A 19,357-nucleotide genomic window follows, 5' to 3' on the forward strand; every position below is an offset into this window, starting at 1 on the left:
ACCTGAAGGACTTCACGCCCATGACGAGTTTCCCGACTGCGTTGCACCACCGAATCCGCGAGCTGGCGCGCCGCGCGCCCGACGCGCCCGCGCTCGCCGTCTCCTTTCCGACCGAAATCCGCCTGACGCGCGGCGCGCTCGATGCGCGCGCGTCGCAGCTCGCGCGGCGGCTGCGCGCGGCGGGCGTCGGTGCCGAGGTGCGGGTCGGCGTGTGCGTCGAGCGCTCGTGCGAGCTGTTCGTCGCGTTGCTGGCCGTGCTGAAGGCGGGCGGCGTGTTCGTGCCGCTCGACCCGCGGCACCCGGCCGCGCGCCTCGACTGGATCGTGCGCGACGCGAACCTGCGCCACGGCATCGTCGATGCGGCGGGGCGCGCGGCGCTCGGCACGCCGTTCGCGCACGCGTTCGACGTCGCGGACGTCGATGCCGACACGGCGGACGCAGCGCTCGCGTGCGCCGATGAAGACGACGCGCCGGTCCATCCGCGCGCGGCCGCCTACATGATCTACACGTCGGGCTCGACCGGCACGCCGAAGGCGGTCGTCGTCGAGCACGGGCCGCTCGCCGCGCATTGCGATGCGCTCGCGGCCGCGCTGCCGATCGAGGCCGGCGACCGGCTGCTGCATTTCGCGTCGGTCAATTTCGACGCCGCGCACGAATGCTGGCTCGCGCCGCTCGCGGTCGGCGCGAGCCTCGCGGTCGCGCCGCCGCAGCCGTTTGCGCCGGACGCCGCGCATGCGCTGATGGTGCGCGAGCAGGTCAGCGTCGCCGCGTTTCCGCCCGCCTACCTGCGCGAGTTCGCGGCGCTCGCCGCGCGCGACGGCGTGCCGCCCGCGCTGCGCGTGCTCGCGTTCGGCGGCGAGGCGCTGCCGCAGCAGGCGTTCGAGTTCGTGCGCGACACCTTTCCGGCGGTGCGGCTCATCAACGGCTACGGGCCGACCGAGGCGGTGATCTCGCCGATGCTGTGGCCGGTCGAGCCGGGCGAGACGCCCGCGCTCGCCGCGGACGACGCGTTCGCGGCGCTGCCGATCGGCCGGCCGATCGGTCCGCGCGTTGCCCGCGTCGACGGGTTCGACGGCGCCGGCGAGCTGCTGCTCGGCGGCGTCTGTCTCGCGCGCGGCTATCACGGCCGTCCGGCGCTGACCGCCGAGCGCTTCGTGCCCGATCCGGACGGCGCGCCGGGCGCGCGCGTCTATCGCACCGGCGACCTCGCGCGGGTGCGCGACGACGGCGCGTTCGATTACCTCGGCCGCCTCGACGATCAGGTGCAGGTGCGCGGCGTGCGCGTCGAGCCCGCGGAAATCGCCGCGTGCCTGCGCGCGCATCCGGCCGTCGCCGACGCGGCGGTGGTCGCGGAAACCGACGGCGGCCCGACGCGGCTCGTCGCGTGCGTCGCGCTGCGCACGGAGGCCGACGACGCGGCGCTGAAGGCGCACGTCGCCGCGCAGCTGCCGGCCGCCTGGCAGCCGCACCGGTACGTGCGCTGCGACGCGCTGCCGTACACGCTGAACGGCAAGCTCGACCGCGCGGCGCTGCGCGAGCGGATCGCCGCGGCACGTGCGGACCGCGCGGCCGGCGACGCGCCGCGCACGGACACCGAGCGGCGCACGGCCGACCTCTGGCAGACGCTGCTCGGCCTTGACGCGCCGCCGTCGCGCGACGACCGGTTCTTCGCGCTGGGCGGTGATTCGCTCGCGGCGATGCAGCTGCAGGCGGCGATTCGTGTCGAATGGCGCGTCAACCTGCGGCTCGACATGCTGTTCGCGGACCCGGCGCTCGCCGCGCTGGCCGACGCGATCGACCGCGCGGAGCGCGAAACCGGCGCGCCGCTCGTCGCGATCGCGGCGCGCGCCGGTGCGCCGGCCGGCGCACCGTATGCCGAGCGCGCGGCGTCGCTGGCGCAGCAGCGCTTCTGGGTGCTCGCGCAGACGCGCGACGCGAGCGCGGCCTATCACATCGCCGCGCACTGGACGATCGACGGCGCGCTCGACCGCGCCGCGCTGCAGCGCGCGCTCGATCACGTGATCGGCCGGCACGACGCGTGGCGCACGACGCTCGTCGAGAACGACGACGGCGTCGTGATGCAGCGGATCCACGCGCGCCTGCCGGTGGCGATCGCCGAAGTCGACCTGCGCGGCCTGCCGCCGGCCGGCCGCGACGCGCAGGCGGCAATCCTCGCCGAGCGCGACGCCGGCGCGCCGTTCGACCTCGCCGAAGGCCCGCTCGTGCGCGCGACGCTCGTCGCGCTCGCCGACAACCGCCACCGGCTGCTGCTGACCGCCCATCACGCGATCACCGACGGCTGGAGCTCGCGCTGCGCGTTCGAGGAGCTGACGGCGGCCTATGGCGCGTATGCGAACGGCGTCGCGCCGGCGCTGCCCGCGCTGCCGATCCAGTACGCGGACTATGCGGACTGGCAGCGCGACATGCTCGCGGGCGGCGAGGGCGAGCGGCAATTGAACTACTGGCGCGCCGCGCTGCAGGATGCGCCGGGGCCGCTCGCGCTGCCGGTCGACCGGCAGCCGGGCGCGGCGCGCACGCTGCACGGCGCGCGCACGTCGCTGCGCCTGCCCGACGCGGTCGCGGCCGACGTGCGCCGGCTCGCGCGCGACGCGCATGCGACGGTCTTCACGGTGCTGATGGCCGCGCTCGACGCGTGGCTGTCGCGCCTGACCGGCGCGACCGACGTCGTGGTCGCGGTGCCGGTCGCGCACCGGCAGCGCCCGGAAACGCGCGCGCTGCTCGGGCTGTTCCTGAACACGGTGGCGCTGCGCGTGCGCGTCGCGCCGACGCAGCCGTTCGCCGCGCTGGTCGACGCGGTGCGCGCGGCGGCGCTCGATGCCTATGCGCATCAGGACGTGCCGTTCGAGCGCGTCGTCGACGCGGTGAAGCCGCCGGTGCGGCGCGGCGACGAATGGCTGCGCGTCAAGTTCGCGCAGCAGTTCGACGCGCGGCTCGACAGCGCGCTGCCGGGTGCGACCGCGGTTGCGACGCCGGGGCCGGATCTCGCCGCGCGCTTCGATTTCGCGCTGGATTTCACCGACGATGCGAGCGGCATCGAACTGGTCGCCGCGTATGCGACCGACTGCATCGACGCCGACACCGCGCGCGCGTGGCTCGCCAGCTACGCGGCGCTCGTCGCGGCCGCCGCGCGCGATCCGCGGTGCGCGACCACCGCGCTGCCGTGCGACGGCGCGAGCGCGGCGCGGCAGCCGCGCGACGGCAGGGCGCTGACGCCCGAACACGCGGACGTCGTCGCGGCGTTCGCGCGGCAGGCCGCCGCCTATCCGCATCGCGTCGCGCTGGCCGATGCGGCGGCGTCGCTGACGTTCGCGGAACTCGACGACGCGTCGGATCGCGTCGCCCGCGCGCTGCAACTGCGCGGCACGGCGGCCGAGGAACCGGTCGTCGTCTGCATCGAGCGCTCGGCACGCTTCGTCGTCGGCCTGCTCGGCGCGCTGAAGGCGGGCGCGCTGGCCGTGCTGCTCGATCCGGCGCAGCCGGCCGAGCGGCTCGCGGCGGCCGCCGCCGATTGCCGCGCGCGCTCGGCGCTCGTCGTCGGCGACGCCGCATGGCCGGCCGGCACGCTCGCGCAGGCGCTCGACGTCGACGCGCTCGCGGCCGACGCGACGCTCGCGCAGGCGGCCGCCGCGCGCATCGCGCCGCACCCGGACCAGGGTGCGTACCTGATCTACACGTCCGGCTCGACCGGCACGCCGAAGGGCGTCGTCGTGTCGCATCGCTCGCTCGCCGACTACGTGCAGGGCATGCTCGACGAACTCGCGTTCGCGCCGGACGCGTCGTTCGCGATGGTGTCGACGGTCGCGGCCGACCTCGGCCATACGACGCTGTTCGGCGCGCTGTGCGCGGGTCGCACGCTGCATCTGCTGCCGGCGTCGTGCGCGTTCGATCCGGACGCATTCGCCGACGAGATGCGCCGCCGCGACGTCGGCGTGCTGAAGATCGTGCCGAGCCATCTGCAGGCGCTGCTCGAAGCCCGCGCGCCGGCCGACGTGCTGCCGAGCCATGCGCTCGTGACGGGCGGCGAAACGCTCGCGTGGGCGCTGGTCGCGCGCATCGCCGCGCTCAAGCCCGCGTGCCGCGTGATCAATCACTACGGCCCGACCGAGGCGACCGTGGGCGCGCTGACGTGCGACACGGCGTCGATGGCCGCCGATGTGCACGACGGGGCGCGCGGCGTGCCGCTCGGCGGGCCGCTGCCGAACGCGCGCGCGGTCGTGCTCGATGCGTTCGGCGCGTGCGTGCCGGCGGGCGCGACCGGCGAGCTGTATCTCGGCGGGCCGGGCGTCGCGCGCGGTTACTGGGGCCGGCCGGCGGCGACCGCCGAGCGCTTCCTGCCCGATCCGTTCACGCCGGGCGCGCGCGTGTACCGCACCGGCGACCGTGTGCGGCTGCGCACGGACGGCCGCATCGAATTCCTCGGGCGGATCGACGACCAGGTCAAGATCCGCGGCTATCGCGTCGAGCCGGGCGAGGTGAGCGCGGCCGTGCGCGCGGCCGACGGCATCGCACAGGCGGAAACGCTGGCGGTCGAGCACGACGGTCGCCTGCGGCTCGTCGCGTTCGTCGTCGCGCGCGACGGTGCGGCGTTCGACGAGGCCGCGCTGCGCGCGGCTCGCGGCGACGCTGCCGGACCATATGGTGCCGGCGCAGATCGTCGCGCTGCCACGCCTGCCGGTGACGGCGAACGGCAAGATCGATCGCGCCGCGCTGCGCGCGCTGGCCGCCGCGCCCGCCGCGAGCGTGCAAGGCGACGCGCCGCGGGGCGCGGTCGAGACGACGCTCGCGGAGATCTGGCAGGCGGTGCTGAAAGCGCCGCGCGTCGGCCGCGACGACAATTTCTTCGAACTCGGCGGCGACTCGATCCTCGTGCTGCAGGTGATCGCCCGCGCGCGCAAGCGCGGCGTGCGCTTCACGCCGAAGCAGCTGTTCGACGGCCCGACGCTCGCCGAGCTGGCGCGCGTCGCGAAGACGGAAGACGTGGCACAGCCCGCCCCGGTCGCGCAGGTTGCGACGACAGCGACCGCCGCGCGCGTGCTGACGCCCGCGCAGCAGCGCTTCTTCGCGCTCGACGTGCCGCATCCGGGCCACTGGAACCAGGCGATCGCGTTCGACGTGCGCGGGTCGTTCGATCCCGCCGCGTTCGCGCGTGCGTTCGATGCGCTGCTCACGCATCACGAGGCGTTCCGCCGGCGCTTCACGCGCGACGCGCATGGCGCGTGGCAGGCCGACGACGCCCAGCGCCCGTACGACGCGCTGCCGTTCGTCGAAGTCGCCGCGCGCGACGACGCCGACGCGCTCGCGCACTTCGATGCGCTGCAGCGCCGGCTCGATCTCGGCCGCGGGCCGCTCGCCTGCGCGTGCGCGGCGCGGCTGCCGGACGGCGCGACGCGGCTGTTCGTCGCGATCCACCATGCGATTGTCGACGGCGTGTCGTGGCGAATCCTGCTCGACGATCTCGACACCGCGTACCGCGCCGCCTGCGAGCAACGGCCGGTCCGGCTCGCGCTGCAGGGCCTGTGCGCCGACGCGTGGGCCGCGCGGCTCGCGCGCGCGGCGACCGATCCGGCGTCCCCGTTCGCGAACGAAATCGCGTACTGGACCGGGATGGCGCAAGGCGACGACATCGCGCCCGACCATCCGGACGCGCCGGCGACCCACGCGGACGCGGCCGTCGTCGTGCAGACGATCGACGCCGCGCTGACCCGCGCGGCGCTCGCCGACGCGCACGCCGCGTACCGCACGCAGACGATCGAGCTGCTCGCCGCCGCGCTTGCCATTGCGCTGACCGACGGGCGCGACGCGGCGTCGTGCCGCGTCGAACTGGAAGGGCACGGCCGCGAGGCGCTGTTCGACGATGCGGATGCGAGCCGTACGATCGGCTGGCTGACGAGCCATTACCCGGTTTCGCTGCCGGTCGCGGCGAGCGCGCGCGACACGCTGTGCGCGGTCAAGGACGCGCTGCGCGCGGTGCCGCACAAGGGGCTCGGCTTCGGCGTGCTCGCGCACTACGGCGATGCGGCGACGCGCGCGGCGCTGGCCGGGGTGCCGCGTCCGCGCGTGACCTTCAACTATCTCGGCCAGTTCGACGCGCCGCGCGACGCGACGCTCGTGCCGCGTTTCGGCGGCGCCGGCGTCGAGCGCGATCCGCAGGGGCCGCTCGGCAACGCGCTTGCGATCCACGCGTATCTCGACGAGGACCACGACGGCGGACGCACGCTGAAGCTGCACTGGGTGTACGGCGCGCCGCAGTTCGAGCGCGCGACGATCGACGCGTTCGCCGCGCGGTTCGCGGCGGCGCTCGTCGCGCTCGTCGACGCGTGCGCGGCGCGCATCGCCCATCGCGGCGGCGGCGCGACGCCGGGCGACTTCCCGCTCGCGCAGGGCGCTGGCCTCACGCAGGCGGCGATCGAGCGCGCGCCGCTCGACTGGCGCACGGTCGACGACGTGTATCCGCTGTCGCCGATGCAGCAGGGCATCCTGTTCCATGCGCTGTTCGCGCCGGGCCATGCGAGCTACGTGAACCAGCTGGTCGCGACCGCGGCGGCGCTCGACGCCGACCGGCTCGCGGCCGCGTTCGACGCATCGATCGCGCGGCACGACATCCTGCGCACCAGCATCATGCCGGACGAAGCGGCGCCGCTGCAGCGCGTGCACCGGCAGGCGGCGCTGCCGGTCGAGCAGCTCGACTGGCGCACGCGCGGCGCGACGCTCGACGCGGATTTCGGCGCGTGGCTCGCGGCCGACCGCGCGCGCGGCTTCGACTGGAACCAGCCGCCGCTGATGCGGCTCACGCTGATCCGCGTGACCGACGACGCGTGGCGCATCGTGTGGACCCGCCATCACGTGCTGCTCGACGGCTGGAGCACCGCGCGGCTGCTCGCCGACGTGCTGCGCGACTACCGCGACCCGGACGCCGTGTCGCCGTTCGCAAGCCGCCCGGCGCTGCGCTACCGCGATTTCATCGCGTGGCTCGGCGCGCGCGACCGCGACGCGGACGAACGCTTCTGGACCGGGCGGCTCGCGCGGCTCGACGCGCCGACGCTGATCGCCGAGCGCACCGCCGACCGCGCGGACGCGACGATGCTCACGTGGCGCGCCCGCATCGATGCGGGCGCGTTCGCACGCGTCGCGCAAACGGCGCGCGCGCTGAAGCTGACCGTCAACACGCTGGTGCAGGGCGCGTGGGCGCTCGCGCTGCAGCGGATGACGCACCAGCCGGCGGTCGCGTTCGGCGCGACCGTCGCGGGCCGTCCGGACGCGCTGCCGGACGTCGATGCGGTGCTCGGCCTGTTCATCAACACGGTGCCGGTGATCACCGCGCCCGCGCCGCAGCAGCGCGCGGCCGACTGGCTGCAGGCGCTGCAGCGCGACAACGCGGCGGCGGCCGAGCACGCGCATGCGCCGCTCGCCGACATCCAGCGCTGGGCGCGCGGCGCCGGCGGCGCGCTGTTCGACACGCTGGTCGTGTTCGAGAACTATCCGGTCGACGACACGGCGCACGACGCAGACCCGCGCGCGCTCGCACTGCGCGACGTGCGCAGCATCGAGGCGACCGATTTCGCGCTGACGCTCGTGATCGAGAGCGGCGCGGACCTGACGATCGACTACGGCTACGACACCGCGCGCATCGACGCGGGGCAGGTCGAGACCTGGCATCGCGCGTTCGCGTGCGCGCTCGACGCGCTGGCGAGCACGCCCGATGCGCTGCTCGGCGCGTTGTCGATCGGCGGCGACGCGGCGCGCGATGCGCTCGCGCAGCGCGAGGCGACCGCCCGCGCGTGGTCGGCGCATCAACAACTGCCGCTGCACGCGCAATTCGAAGCGGCGGCCCGCGCGACGCCCGGCGCAGTCGCGCTCGAATACGCGGACGCGCACGGCGGCCTGAACCGGATGACCTATGCCGAGCTCGACGCCTGCACGTCGCGGATCGCCGCCGCGTTGCGCCGGCACGGCGTGCAGCCCGATACGCCGGTCGCGCTGTGCGTCGAGCGCTCGTTCGACATGGTGAGCGCGCTCGTCGGCGTGCTGAAGGCCGGCGCAGCGTATCTGCCGGTCGACCCCGACTATCCGGCCGAGCGCATCGCGTACCTGCTGCGCGATGCGCGGCCCGCGGTCGTGCTGACGCAGGCGCACCTGCGCGCGCAGGTCGAAGCCGCGCTGGGCGACACCGCCGACACGCAGCTGCTGACGGTGGCGGACCTGCTCGCGCAGGACATCGCTCCGGACACGACCGAGCCGGTCGCGGTCGCCGACGCGCAGCTCGCGTACCTGATCTATACGTCCGGCTCGACCGGCAAGCCGAAGGGCGCGGGCAACACGCACGGCGCGCTCGCGAACCGGATCGCGTGGATGCAGCATGCGTACCGGCTCACGCGCGACGACGTCGTGCTGCACAAGACGCCGTTCGGCTTCGACGTGTCGGTGTGGGAGTTCGTATGGCCGCTGTCGCAGGGCGCGAAGCTCGCGATCGCCGCGCCCGGCGACCATCGCGATCCGGCGCGCCTCGCCGCCGCAATCCACGCGCACCGCGTGACGGTGCTGCATTTCGTGCCGTCGATGCTGGCCGCCTTCGCCGCGCATCTCGACGATTTCGGCGCGGCCGCGCAATGCGACAGCGTACGGCTGATCGTCGCGAGCGGCGAGGCGCTCGCGCCCGAGCTGGTCGCGAAGGTCGCGCGCCTGTTGCCGCGCGCGACGCTCGTCAACCTGTACGGGCCGACCGAGGCGGCGATCGACGTGTCGCACTGGACCTGCGGCCCGGCCGATGCGCATGCGCACGCGGTGCCGATCGGCCATCCGATCGCGAACCTGCAGCTGCACGTGCTCGACGCCGCATGGCAGCCGGTGCCGGCGGGCGCGACCGGCGAGCTGTACCTGGCCGGCGCGGGCCTCGCGCGCGGCTACCTCGGCCGGCCCGGGCTGACGGCCGAACGCTTCGTGCCCGATCCGTTCGTGCCGGGCGCGCGCATGTACCGCACCGGCGACCTGGCGCGGCGCCGCGACGATGGGGCGCTCGACTACCTCGGCCGCGTCGACGCGCAGGTGAAGCTGCGCGGCCAGCGGATCGAGCCGGGCGAGATCGAGGCGCTGCTGCGCGCGGCGCCGGGTGTGCACGACGCGGTCGTCGTGGTGCGCGACGAGCAGCTGGTCGGCTACGTCGCCGGCGGCGACGCGGGCGCGCTCGACCCGGCCGCGCTCCTCGACGCGCTGCGCGCGCAGTTGCCAGCCTACATGGTGCCGTCGCAGCTGATCGCGCTCGACGCGCTGCCCGTCACGCCGAACGGCAAGTGCGACCGCCATGCGCTGCCGGCGCCGGTGCGCGAGGCGGCGGCCACGGCCGAGCTCGCGACCGACACGGAGCGCGCGCTCGCGGCGATCTGGCAGCGCGTGCTGCGCGTCGACGCGATCGGCCGCGATGACGACTTCTTCCTGCTCGGCGGCCATTCGCTGCTCGCGACGCAGGCCCATGCGCAGGCGAACCTGCACTGGGGCCTTGCGCTGCCGCTGCGCACGCTGTTCGACACCCGCACGCTCGCGCGCTGCGCGCAGGCGCTCGACGCGGCCTGCGCGGCGCGTGGCGCGACCGACGCGGCGAGCGCGATCGACGCATTGCTCGGCGAACTGGAAATTCAATAAGGACGACGGATGACGACGGTTCAACCCGACTGGCTGGCGCTCGCGACGCGTTTCGCGCAACTGCCCGATGCGCAGCGCGCGGTCTTCATCGACAAGCTCGGCGCGGCCGGCATCGATTTCCGCGTGCTGCCGATTCCGCCGCGCACGCCGCGTAGCGAGCGCGTGCCGGCGTCGTTCGCGCAGACGCGGCTGTGGCTCCATCAACGGCTGATCGACGCGAGCGACGCGTACCACATCACCGAGCGGCTCGCGCTGACGGGCCCGCTCGACGCGCATGCGCTGCGGCGCGCGTGCGACGCGCTGATCGCGCGCCACGAGGCGCTGCGCACGACCTTCGTCGAAGCCGCCGACGGCGTCGCGCAGACGATCCATCCGCCGCTGCGCTGCCCGTGGCGCGAAACGGACCTGGCCTCGCTCGCCGAGCCGCAGCGCGGCACGCGCGCCGACGAAGTCGCGGCGGTGGACGAGGCGCAAGCGTTCGACCTCGGCGTCGCGCCTCTGGTGCGCGCGCATCTGATCCGGCTTGACGCGACGCATCACCGGCTCGCGCTGACCGTGCATCACATCGTGTCGGACGGCTGGTCGTCGGGCGTGATGCTCGACGAACTCGCGGCGTTCTATCGCGCGTACGCGACCGACACGCCGGTGCCGCTCGCGCCGCTGCCGATCCAGTACGCGGACTACGCGCTGTGGCAGCGCCGCTGGCTCGACGCCGGCGAGCGCGACCGGCAGCTCGCGTTCTGGCGCGAACAGCTCGACCCGCAGCGCGGCGTGCTGGCGCTGCCCGGCGCCGCCGCGCGGCCGGCCCGCCGCAGCGCGCGCGGCGCGCGCCACGTGTTCGCGCTCGACGCGCCGCTCGCCGCACGGCTGCGCGCGTTCGCCGCAGCCGCCGGCGCAACGCCGTTCGCGGTGCTGCTCGCCGCGCTCGACGCGCTGCTCGCGCGCGCGACCGGCGACGCGCGAATCTGCGTCGGCGTGCCGGCCGCGAACCGCGAGCGCGCGGAGACGGCCGGGCTGATCGGGTTCTTCGTCAACACGCTGGCGATCGACGTCGACGTGACGCCGGGCGACGGCTTCGCGGCGCTCGTCGCGCGCACGCAGCGCGCGCTCGTCGACGCGCAGATGCACCAGGACGTGCCGTTCGAGCAGGTGGTCGACGCGCTCGGCGTGCCGCGCAGCGCGAGCCACCATCCGCTGTTCCAGGTGATGGCCGCCTACGGCGAGCGCCGCGCGCTGCCGCCGCTCGGCGCACCCGGCAATGCGGTGGAAGTGGCGGTGCTGCCGTCCGGCACGCCGTCCGCGAAATTCGACCTGACGCTCAGCGTCGAGGCAACGCCGTCCGGCACGTTCGACGCCGCGTTCGTCTATGCACGGGACCTGTTCGACGCCGACGCGATCGCGCGGCTTGCGCAGCGCTTCGTCACGCTGCTGGCCGACGCGCTCGCGCGGCCCGACGCGCCGGTCGGCGATCTCGACTGGCTGCCGGAAGCGGAACGCGCGCAGCTGTTCGCGTGGAACGCGTCGCCTGACGCCGGCGACGACGAGCCGTTCATCCCCGTGCACGCGCGTATCGCCGCGCATGCACGGGCGCGGCCGGATGCGCGCGGCGTTGCCGACATCGATCGCGCACTGACGCGCGGCGAGGTCGATGCGCGCGCGGCGCGGCTCGCACGCCAGCTGGTCGCGGCCGGCGTGCGCCCGGAAATGCGGGTCGGCGTCGCGCTGCAGCGCTCGGTCGACCTGCTCGTCGCGCTGATCGCGGTGCTGAAGTCCGGCGCGGCGTTCGTGCCGCTCGATCCCGCGCATCCGCGCGAGCGGCTTGCGCAGATCGTCGGCGATGCGCGCATCGAGCACGTGCTGACCGATGCGCGCAGCGAAGCCGCGCTCCCCGAATTGCCGTCGCTGCGCGTGTGGCGTGCCGACGCGCTCGACGCGCTCGACGACCTGGCGCACGTCGCGCTGCCCGACGTGCTGCCGGGCCATGCGGCGTATGCGATCTACACGTCCGGCTCGACCGGCGCGCCGAAGGGCGTGATCGTCGACCACGCGTCGTTCGCGCGGCACTGCGCGGCGATCGCGGATCGCTATGGCGCGGGCGAGGACGACGTGTTCCTGCTGTTCCAGTCGGTCAACTTCGACGGCGCGCACGAGGGCTGGTTTTCGCAATACATGTCGGGCGCGGCCGTGTCGGTGACGGCCGACGTGCTGTGGCCGCCCGCGCAGACCTGCGCGATGATGGCCCGCGACGGCGTGACGATGACCTACGTGCCGCCCGGCTGCGCCGCGCAGCTCGCCGAATGGGCGCTCGCGCACGGCGCGCCGCCGACGCTGCGCTCGCTGACGGTGGGCGGCGAGGCGACGTCGCGCGAAGCGTTCGCGATGCTGCGCCGCGCGCTGCCGAACGTACGGGTGGTCAACGGCTACGGCCCGACCGAGACGGTCATCACGCCGACGCTGTGGATGTTCCGCCCGGGCGACGACCTCGCGAAGCTCGGTGACGCCGCGTATCTGCCGATCGGCACGCTGGTCGGCGCGCGCACCGCGCACGTGCTCGACGCGCGCCTGCATCCGCTGCCGGTCGGCGTGATCGGCGAGCTGTATCTCGGCGGCGAGGGGACCGGCGTCGCGCGCGGTTATCTCGACCGGCCGGCGCTGACCGCCGAGCGCTTCGTCCCCGATCCGTACGGCGCGCCAGGCGCGCGCCTGTATCGGACGGGCGACCTCGTGCGGCGCCGCGCGGACGGCGTGTTCGACTTCATCGGCCGCGTCGATCACCAGGTGAAGCTGCGCGGGTTGCGGATCGAGCTCGGCGAGATCGAGGCGCAGCTCGCCGCGCACGACGCGGTGCGCGAGGCATGCGCGGTCGTGCACGGGCAGCGCGGCGACGCGCAGCTGGTCGCCTATGTCGAACTGACCGACGACGCGCGCGCGGCCGCGCAGCCGGTCGATGCGGCGACGCTCGACGCGCACCTGCGCCGCACGCTGCCGGACTACATGGTGCCCGCGCAGATCATCGTGCTCGACGCGCTGCCGCGCAACGCGAACAGCAAGGTCGACCGCGCGCGGCTGCCCGCGCCGGTGCGCGTCGAGCGCACGTACGAAGCGCCGCGCGACGGCGACGAGGCCGCGCTCGCGGCGATCTGGCAGGACGTGCTGAACGTCGCGCGGGTCGGCCGCGGCGATCATTTCTTCGAGCTCGGCGGTCATTCGCTCGCCGCGGTGCGGGTCGCGACGCGCGTTGCCGAGCGGCTCGGCCGCGACGTGCCGGTGCGCGCGCTGTTCGAGGCGCCGGTGCTCGCGCAGTATGCGCGGCAGGTCGCCGACGCGCCGCGCGCGGCGCACGACGGCGCGCGCGCGAGCGGCGCGGCGGCGCTGCGGCCCGACGCGCACGGCGTGTGGCCGCTGTCGCCGGCGCAGCTCGGCCTGTGGTTCCTGTGGCGCGCGCAGCCGGACAGCGCCGCCTACGTCATTCCGGTCGCGCTGCGCATGCGCGGTCCGCTCGACGCCGATGCGCTGCGCGCCGCGTTCGCGGACGCGGCGGCGGCCCATCCGGCGCTGCGCACGCGGCTCGTCGCGCGCGACGGCGCGCCGCCGGGGCAACGGATCGACGCGCTGGCGCCGGTCGCGCTGCCGGTCGTCGACCTGTCCGCTACGCCCGACGCGCTTGCGCGCGCGGCCGCGCTGACCGACGACGACGCGCTGACGCCGTTCGACCTCGGCGCCGCCGCGCCCCTGTGGCGCGCGCGCGTGCTGCGGCTCGCCGCCGACGATCATGTGCTGTCGATCGCGATCCATCACATCGTGTCGGACGGCGAATCGATCGAGCTGTGGCTGGATGCGATCCGGCGGCATTACGTTGCGCGGGTGCAGGGCGGCAACGCGCCGGTGGTCGCCGACTGGCCGTTCGTGCTGCCGGCGCCCAGCGTGCCCGCGCGGGTCGCGTACTGGCGCGACGTGCTGGCAAGCCTGCCGCGGCGCGTGCTGCCCGAGCGCGCCGACGCACCGGCCATTCCGCAATGGCGCGCGACGCGCACCGCGTTCGAGTTCGATGCGACGCTGATCCGCGCCGCGCGCGACGCCGCGTCCGCCGCGCACGCGACGCTGCCGATGCTGCTGCACGCGGCGCTCAACGCCGCGCTGTTCCGCGCGACGGGCGCGGCCGACCAGCCGGTCGGCGTGCTCGCGTCGACGCGCGAGCTGACCGGCGACGCCGCGCGCGATGCGCTCGGCCTGTTCATCAATGCGGTGGTCGTGCGCACGCGGCTCGACGCCGCCGACCGCCGCGCGGACGTGCTGGCCCGCGTGCGCGACGCGGCGCTGGCCGCCTACGCGCATGCGGACGTGCCGTTCGCGGACGTCGTCGCCGCGCTCGGCGCGCCGCGCGCGGCGGCCGCGAATCCGCTGTTCCAGGTGATGTTCAACTACCTGCGCTCGACCGGCGCGGCCGCGCGCGACTGGGCGGGCCTGTCGCTCGCCGGATTCGACGACGTGCGGCACCGCGTGGTGTTCACGCTCGAGCTCGACGTCGTCGAGCATCCGGACGGCCGCGTGAGCGCGGCGTTCTCGTATGCGAACGAACTGCTCGACGGCCGCTTCGTCGACGCGCTCGTCGATACGTACCGCGACGAGGTCGAGCGCTTCGCGGTTGCAGGCGGGATGGTGCTCGGCGGCCCCGACTCGCTGGCCGCCAGCGAAGCTGCGCCTGCCGGGGCCCGTGCGCCGGCGCGCGTTTCCGCGTCGCGAACTGCTGCCACGCTCGCGGCACTGTGGTGCGACACGTTCGCATCGGCCGCACCGGCGGCGGACGCGGACCTGTTCGAGGCCGGCGCGACGTCGTTCGACGTGGTGCGCTTCGTCGATGCCGCGTGCCGCGCCGGTCACGCGCTGACGGTGGCCGACGTGTTCGCCGCGCCGACGCTCGCCGCGCTCGGCGCGCGACTCGACGCACCGGCGGATGCGGGCACGGAGGTGCGCCATGCTGGCTGAAGTGCGCCCGGACGGGCTGACCCCGATCGACACGTTCCGTCTCGCGCTGGCGAACGACCTGGTCGCCGTGCGCGACGGTGCGGAGATCCGCGTCGCGCATGGCGAGGGCATCGGCGCGCAGCTGCTGCGCGCGCAACTGGCCGACGACGGCGCGCTGCGGCTCGTCGCGTACAACCATCGCGCGGCGCCGGCCGACCAGCGGCGCGCGCTGCTGGCCGCGCTCGCGGCTGCATTCGCCGGCGGCGACGGGCATGCGACGGTGCGGCTCGATCCGGCCGCGTGGCCGGCGGCGGCGCTTGATGCGCTGCGCGCGAGCGGCGTGCTCGCCGACGGCGGCCGGTGCGTGCGCGACGGCTGGGCGCAGCAGGCGGACCAGTGGCTTGCCGGCGCGCGGCCGCCGTGCGCGACGCTCTATACGCTGACGCACGGGCGGCGGCATCCGCGCCGCCCGCCCGCGCCGCGCGGCGACGTGTACGCACGCGACCTGCCGGCGCTCGGCGTGCGCTTCACGCTGCGCGGCTGGCAGCCCGACGAGGACGGCGCGCGGCTCGCACGCTGGTTCGACGACCCGCGCGTGCGCACCGGCTGGCCCGGCGCACCGGCGGGCACGACGCCCGCCGCCGATCCGCACGTCACGCCGCTCGTCGGCTGCTTCGACGACGAGCCGTTCGCGTACTTCGAGGCGTTCTGGCTGAAGGAAGACGCGCTGGCGCCGCACGTCGCGCCGCGCGACCACGACCGCGGGCTGCGGATGCTGGTCGGCGAGCCGCGCCGGCGCGGCCCGCACTGCGTTGCCGGCTGGCTGCCGTCGGTCGTCCATTACCTGTTTCTCGACGATCCGCGCACCGAGGCGGTCGGCTGCGCCGTGCCGGCCGGCCATGCGCGCGTCGTCGACCACCTCGCGCGCCACGGCTTCGCGCGACAGCGCCGGCTGACGCAGGCCGCCGCGCAGCCGCTGTGGATGCGCACGCTGCGCGAGGCATTCTTCGCCGGCCGTCACGTCTGACGCGCCGGTTTCACCGACAAGGGAGCTGAGACATGCAGAGAGAAACCGTATTCGACCTGATCGGCGTCGGCTTCGGGCCGTCGAACCTGGCGCTTGCCGTGCGGCTCGCGGAGCGCAGCGGCACGCGCGCGCTCGCGCATTGCTTCGTCGAGCGGCAGCCGGCGTTCGGCTGGCATCGCGGCATGCTGCTCGACGACTGCCGGATGCAGATCTCGTTTCTGAAGGATCTGGTCACGATGCGCGACCCGACGAGCCGCTACACGTTCATCAACTACCTGTTCCAGCGCGGCCGGCTGAACGAGTTCATCAACCTGAAGAACTTCTATCCGACCCGCGTCGAGTTTCACGATTACCTGAGCTGGGTGGCCGACGCGTTCGACGAGCACGTCCATTACGGCGAGACCGTGACCGGCATCGAGCCGGTGCGCGGCAGCGGCGCGCGCGTCGACGCGCTGCGCGTGCTGTCGCGCGACGCCGCCGGACACGAGCGCCAGCGCGTGACGCGCGCGCTGTCGGTCGGCGTCGGCGGCGCGCCGGCGATACCCGACGCGTTCGCCGCGCTCGGCCAGGACCGCGTGATCCATTCGTCGACGTACCTGGCCGACATCGGCCGGCTCGCGGGCGCGGCGGGCGGCGAGCGCCGCCGCATCGCGGTGATCGGCGCGGGCCAGAGCGCGGCCGAGGTGTTCATCGACCTCGCGCGGCGCTTCCCGCACGTCGACGCGAGCCTCGTGATGCGCGCAGGCGCGCTGAAGCCGGCCGACGACAGCCCGTTCGTCAACGAGATCTTCAGCCCGGCGTTCACCGACGTCGTCTACGCGCAGCCGCAGGACGCGCGCCGCGCGCTGCTCGAACGCTACCGCGACACGAACTACGCGGTGGTCGACCGGCCGCTGATCGAGCAGATCTACGAAATGCTGTACCTGCAGCGCGTCGACGGCGCGCCGCGCCACGCGCTGCTCGCGAACCGCGCGATCGAGGCTGCCGCGCGCACCGCGACCGGCCAGATCGAGCTGACGCTGCGCGACCGCCTGAGCGGCGACACGCACACCAAGCGCTTCGACGGCCTCGTGCTCGCGACCGGCTACCGGCGCGACACGCACACGGCGCTGCTCGACGGGCTCGCGCCGCATCTGGGCGACGCGCTCGCGCGCGGCGACGTGACGCGCGACTACCGGCTCGACACGCCCGGGCACTTCGCGCCGCACATCTATCTGCAAGGCTACTGCGAAGGCAGCCACGGCTTGTCCGACACGCTGCTGTCGGTGCTCGCGCGCCGCGCGGACGAAATCTGCGCGTCGCTCGAAAGCGCAAGCGCGCACCCGGACGAAGACGTCCGGCCACCACAGACACGACATGAAATCGGGGTGAGCGCCGGCCGGCTGGCCGTAGCGCTTTGACAAAAGGGCGGCCGGGAGGCCGCCAAACAAGTGGAGCAACGAAAGATGGAGTGGGTAACAGGCACGCGTCGGCGTGCGATCGCAGCCGCGGCAGGCGTGGCATTTTATGCGGCGGCAGGCCAGGCGATGGCCGAGGCGGCGCCGAACCCTGCGGCCAAGGCGGACTCCGCCGCGCAGGCGAACGGCGCGGCGTCGGGCACGCTGCCGGCGATCAGCGTCAATGCGGCGTCGGAAGGCAACGGCACGGTCGGGCTCGTCGCGCGACGCAGCCGGACCGGCACGAAGACCGACACGCCGATCAGCGAAATCCCGCAGACGATCAACGTCGTCACCGCGCAGCAGATCGAGATGACGGGCGCGACCGACGTGAACCAGGCGCTGCGCTATATCCCGGGTTTCTCGTCGTACGGCTCGGACAACCGTTCCGACTGGTACGCGGCGCTGCGCGGCTTCACGCCGACGGCCTACGTGAACGGGCTGCAGGTGCCGAATACGATCAACCTCGCGAGCTGGCGCGTCGATCCGTACATGATCGACAGCATCACCGTGCTGCGCGGGCCGACGTCGGTGCTGTACGGCGCGGGCGACCCGGGCGCGATCGTCGACGTGCAGACCAAGCTCGCCGACGGCGAGCGCGTGCGCGAAGCGGGCGTGGAGCTCGGCAACTACGCGCGCAAGCAGTTCATGTTCGACGTCGGCGACAAGCTCGACGCGGACGGCAAGTACGCGTACCGCTTCGTCGGCGTCGCGCGCGACGGCAACGCGCTGACCGGCCCGAACAACGACCAGCGCGTCGCGCTCGCGCCGTCGTTCCGCTGGCGGCCGAACGCGGACACGTCGCTGACGGTGTCTGCAACCTATCTGCAGGACTGGGGCGACATCTCGTCGAACTTCCTGCCCGCGCAGGGCACGGTGCTGGGGAACCCGAACGGGCAGCTGTCGAAGGACGTGTACCTGGGCGACCCGGGCTTCAACCATTACCGCAAGAAGCAGTGGTCGCTCGGCTACCAGTTCGAGCACAACCTGAACTCGATCTGGACGGTGCGCCAGAACGTGCGCTGGATGCACCTGTCGCTCGACAACGGCTCGGTGTGGGGCGCGGGCTTCGTCGACGGCAGCACGACCGACGTGTCGCGCTGGGCGGGCCTGTTCCAGATGAACTACAGCCGCTTCGACATCGACAACAACGCGCAGGCGCGCTTCGGCACAGGGCCGCTCGAGCACACGCTGCTGCTCGGCTTCCAGTACAACCGGCAGACCTCGACCGACAGCGAATGGATCGCGGCGGCGCCGCCCGTGAATCTCTACAACACCGTGTCGCCGCCGGTGACGACCGCGCTCTTCTCGGACCCGAATGCCACCTCCCGCACCGACACGTACACGACGATGAACACGTTCGGCGTGTACGCGCAGGACCAGGTCAAGTGGAATCGCTGGGTGCTGACGCTCGGCGGCCGCGAGGACTGGGTGAACATGCGGCAGGACGACCGCGCGGGCGGCACGCAGTCGAAGGCGGACGTCACCGCGTTCAGCGGGCGCGTCGGCCTCGCGTTCCAGGGTGACTACGGGCTGTCGCCGTACATCAGCTACGCGACGTCGTTCAACCCGCAGATCGGCGTGAACCTGTTCGGCGGCGGGCTGGCCAAGCCGACGCGCGGCAAGCAGATCGAGCTGGGCCTGCGCTGGCAGCCGCCCGGCAAGAACCTGATGCTGAACGCGGCGATCTACCAGATCAACCAGACCAACGTGGTGACGCCGACGCCGACGGACCTCGACCCGCGCGGCACGACGTCGGTGCAGACGGGCGAGGTGCGTTCGCGCGGCATCGAGCTGAGCGCGACCGGCAAGGTGACGCCGAATCTGTCGATCATCGCGTCGTACGTGTACCAGGACGTGAAGAACATCAAGGCGAACGACGCGTCGCTGAACAACTGGCCGGTCGACATCCCGCGGCCGCGCCAGATGGCGTCGCTGTGGGCCGACTGGACGTGGCACACGGGGCCGCTCGCCGGCTTCGGGCTCGGCGGCGGCATGCGCTACCAGAGCGCGTCGGCCGGCGCGGCCGACAACTCGCTGTCGGTCGCGAGCTACACGGTCTACGACGCGGCGATCCACTACGACGTGCGCAACTGGCGTTTCGCGGTGAACGCGACGAACCTGTTCAACCGCCACTACATCAGCGGCTGCCAGTCGACTTCGGTCTGCATGTTCGGCAACGAGCGTACCGTGGTCGCCACCGCGAAATACAACTGGTGACGGCGCGCGCCGCGGCGTGCGGGCCGGTGCTTGCGCGTCGCGGCGGCGTCGT

General features: G+C 74.1%; 4 protein-coding genes and 1 pseudogene. All 5 read left to right on the top strand.

Annotated features, from left to right (window positions below):
* Positions 1-20: 20 nt before the first annotated feature.
* The 5 genes and pseudogenes from ACFIMZ_RS08845 to ACFIMZ_RS08865 all read left to right on the top strand — a co-directional run bounded on the left by ACFIMZ_RS08845 (position 21) and on the right by ACFIMZ_RS08865 (position 19,305).
* A pseudogene (locus ACFIMZ_RS08845) lies at positions 21-9,657 on the top strand (amino acid adenylation domain-containing protein).
* 9 nt (positions 9,658-9,666) lie between these two features.
* On the top strand, positions 9,667-14,643 hold the full coding sequence (locus ACFIMZ_RS08850) for an amino acid adenylation domain-containing protein (protein ID WP_431822287.1): 4,977 nt from the start codon (positions 9,667-9,669) through the stop codon (positions 14,641-14,643).
* Positions 14,633-15,649 (top strand): GNAT family N-acetyltransferase, encoded by a 1,017-nt coding sequence (locus ACFIMZ_RS08855; RefSeq protein ID WP_431822288.1) that lies wholly within the window; start codon positions 14,633-14,635, stop codon positions 15,647-15,649. Before ACFIMZ_RS08850 ends, ACFIMZ_RS08855 begins: the two co-directional genes overlap by 11 nt.
* 32 nt (positions 15,650-15,681) lie before the next feature.
* Positions 15,682-17,049, top strand: coding sequence for a lysine N(6)-hydroxylase/L-ornithine N(5)-oxygenase family protein (locus ACFIMZ_RS08860; RefSeq protein WP_431822289.1), 1,368 nt, complete (start codon positions 15,682-15,684; stop codon positions 17,047-17,049).
* Between the two features lie 45 nt (positions 17,050-17,094).
* The gene (locus ACFIMZ_RS08865) at positions 17,095-19,305 is read left to right on the top strand and encodes a TonB-dependent siderophore receptor (RefSeq protein ID WP_431822290.1); all 2,211 of its coding nucleotides are present in this window, start codon (positions 17,095-17,097) and stop codon (positions 19,303-19,305) included.
* Positions 19,306-19,357 lie beyond the last annotated feature (52 nt).

Source organism: Burkholderia sp. F1 (genome assembly GCF_050813845.1).
GTDB classification, from domain to species: domain Bacteria; phylum Pseudomonadota; class Gammaproteobacteria; order Burkholderiales; family Burkholderiaceae; genus Burkholderia; species Burkholderia ubonensis.

Bases quoted from the DNA above. Each gene is read 5' to 3' on its own strand.
- ACFIMZ_RS08860 (WP_431822289.1), top strand. From the start codon at position 15,682: ATGCAGAGAGAAACCGTATTCGACCTGATCGGCGTCGGCTTCGGGCCG.
- ACFIMZ_RS08865 (WP_431822290.1), top strand. From the start codon at position 17,095: ATGGAGTGGGTAACAGGCACGCGTCGGCGTGCGATCGCAGCCGCGGCA.
- ACFIMZ_RS08855 (WP_431822288.1), top strand. From the start codon at position 14,633: ATGCTGGCTGAAGTGCGCCCGGACGGGCTGACCCCGATCGACACGTTC.
- ACFIMZ_RS08850 (WP_431822287.1), top strand. From the start codon at position 9,667: ATGACGACGGTTCAACCCGACTGGCTGGCGCTCGCGACGCGTTTCGCG.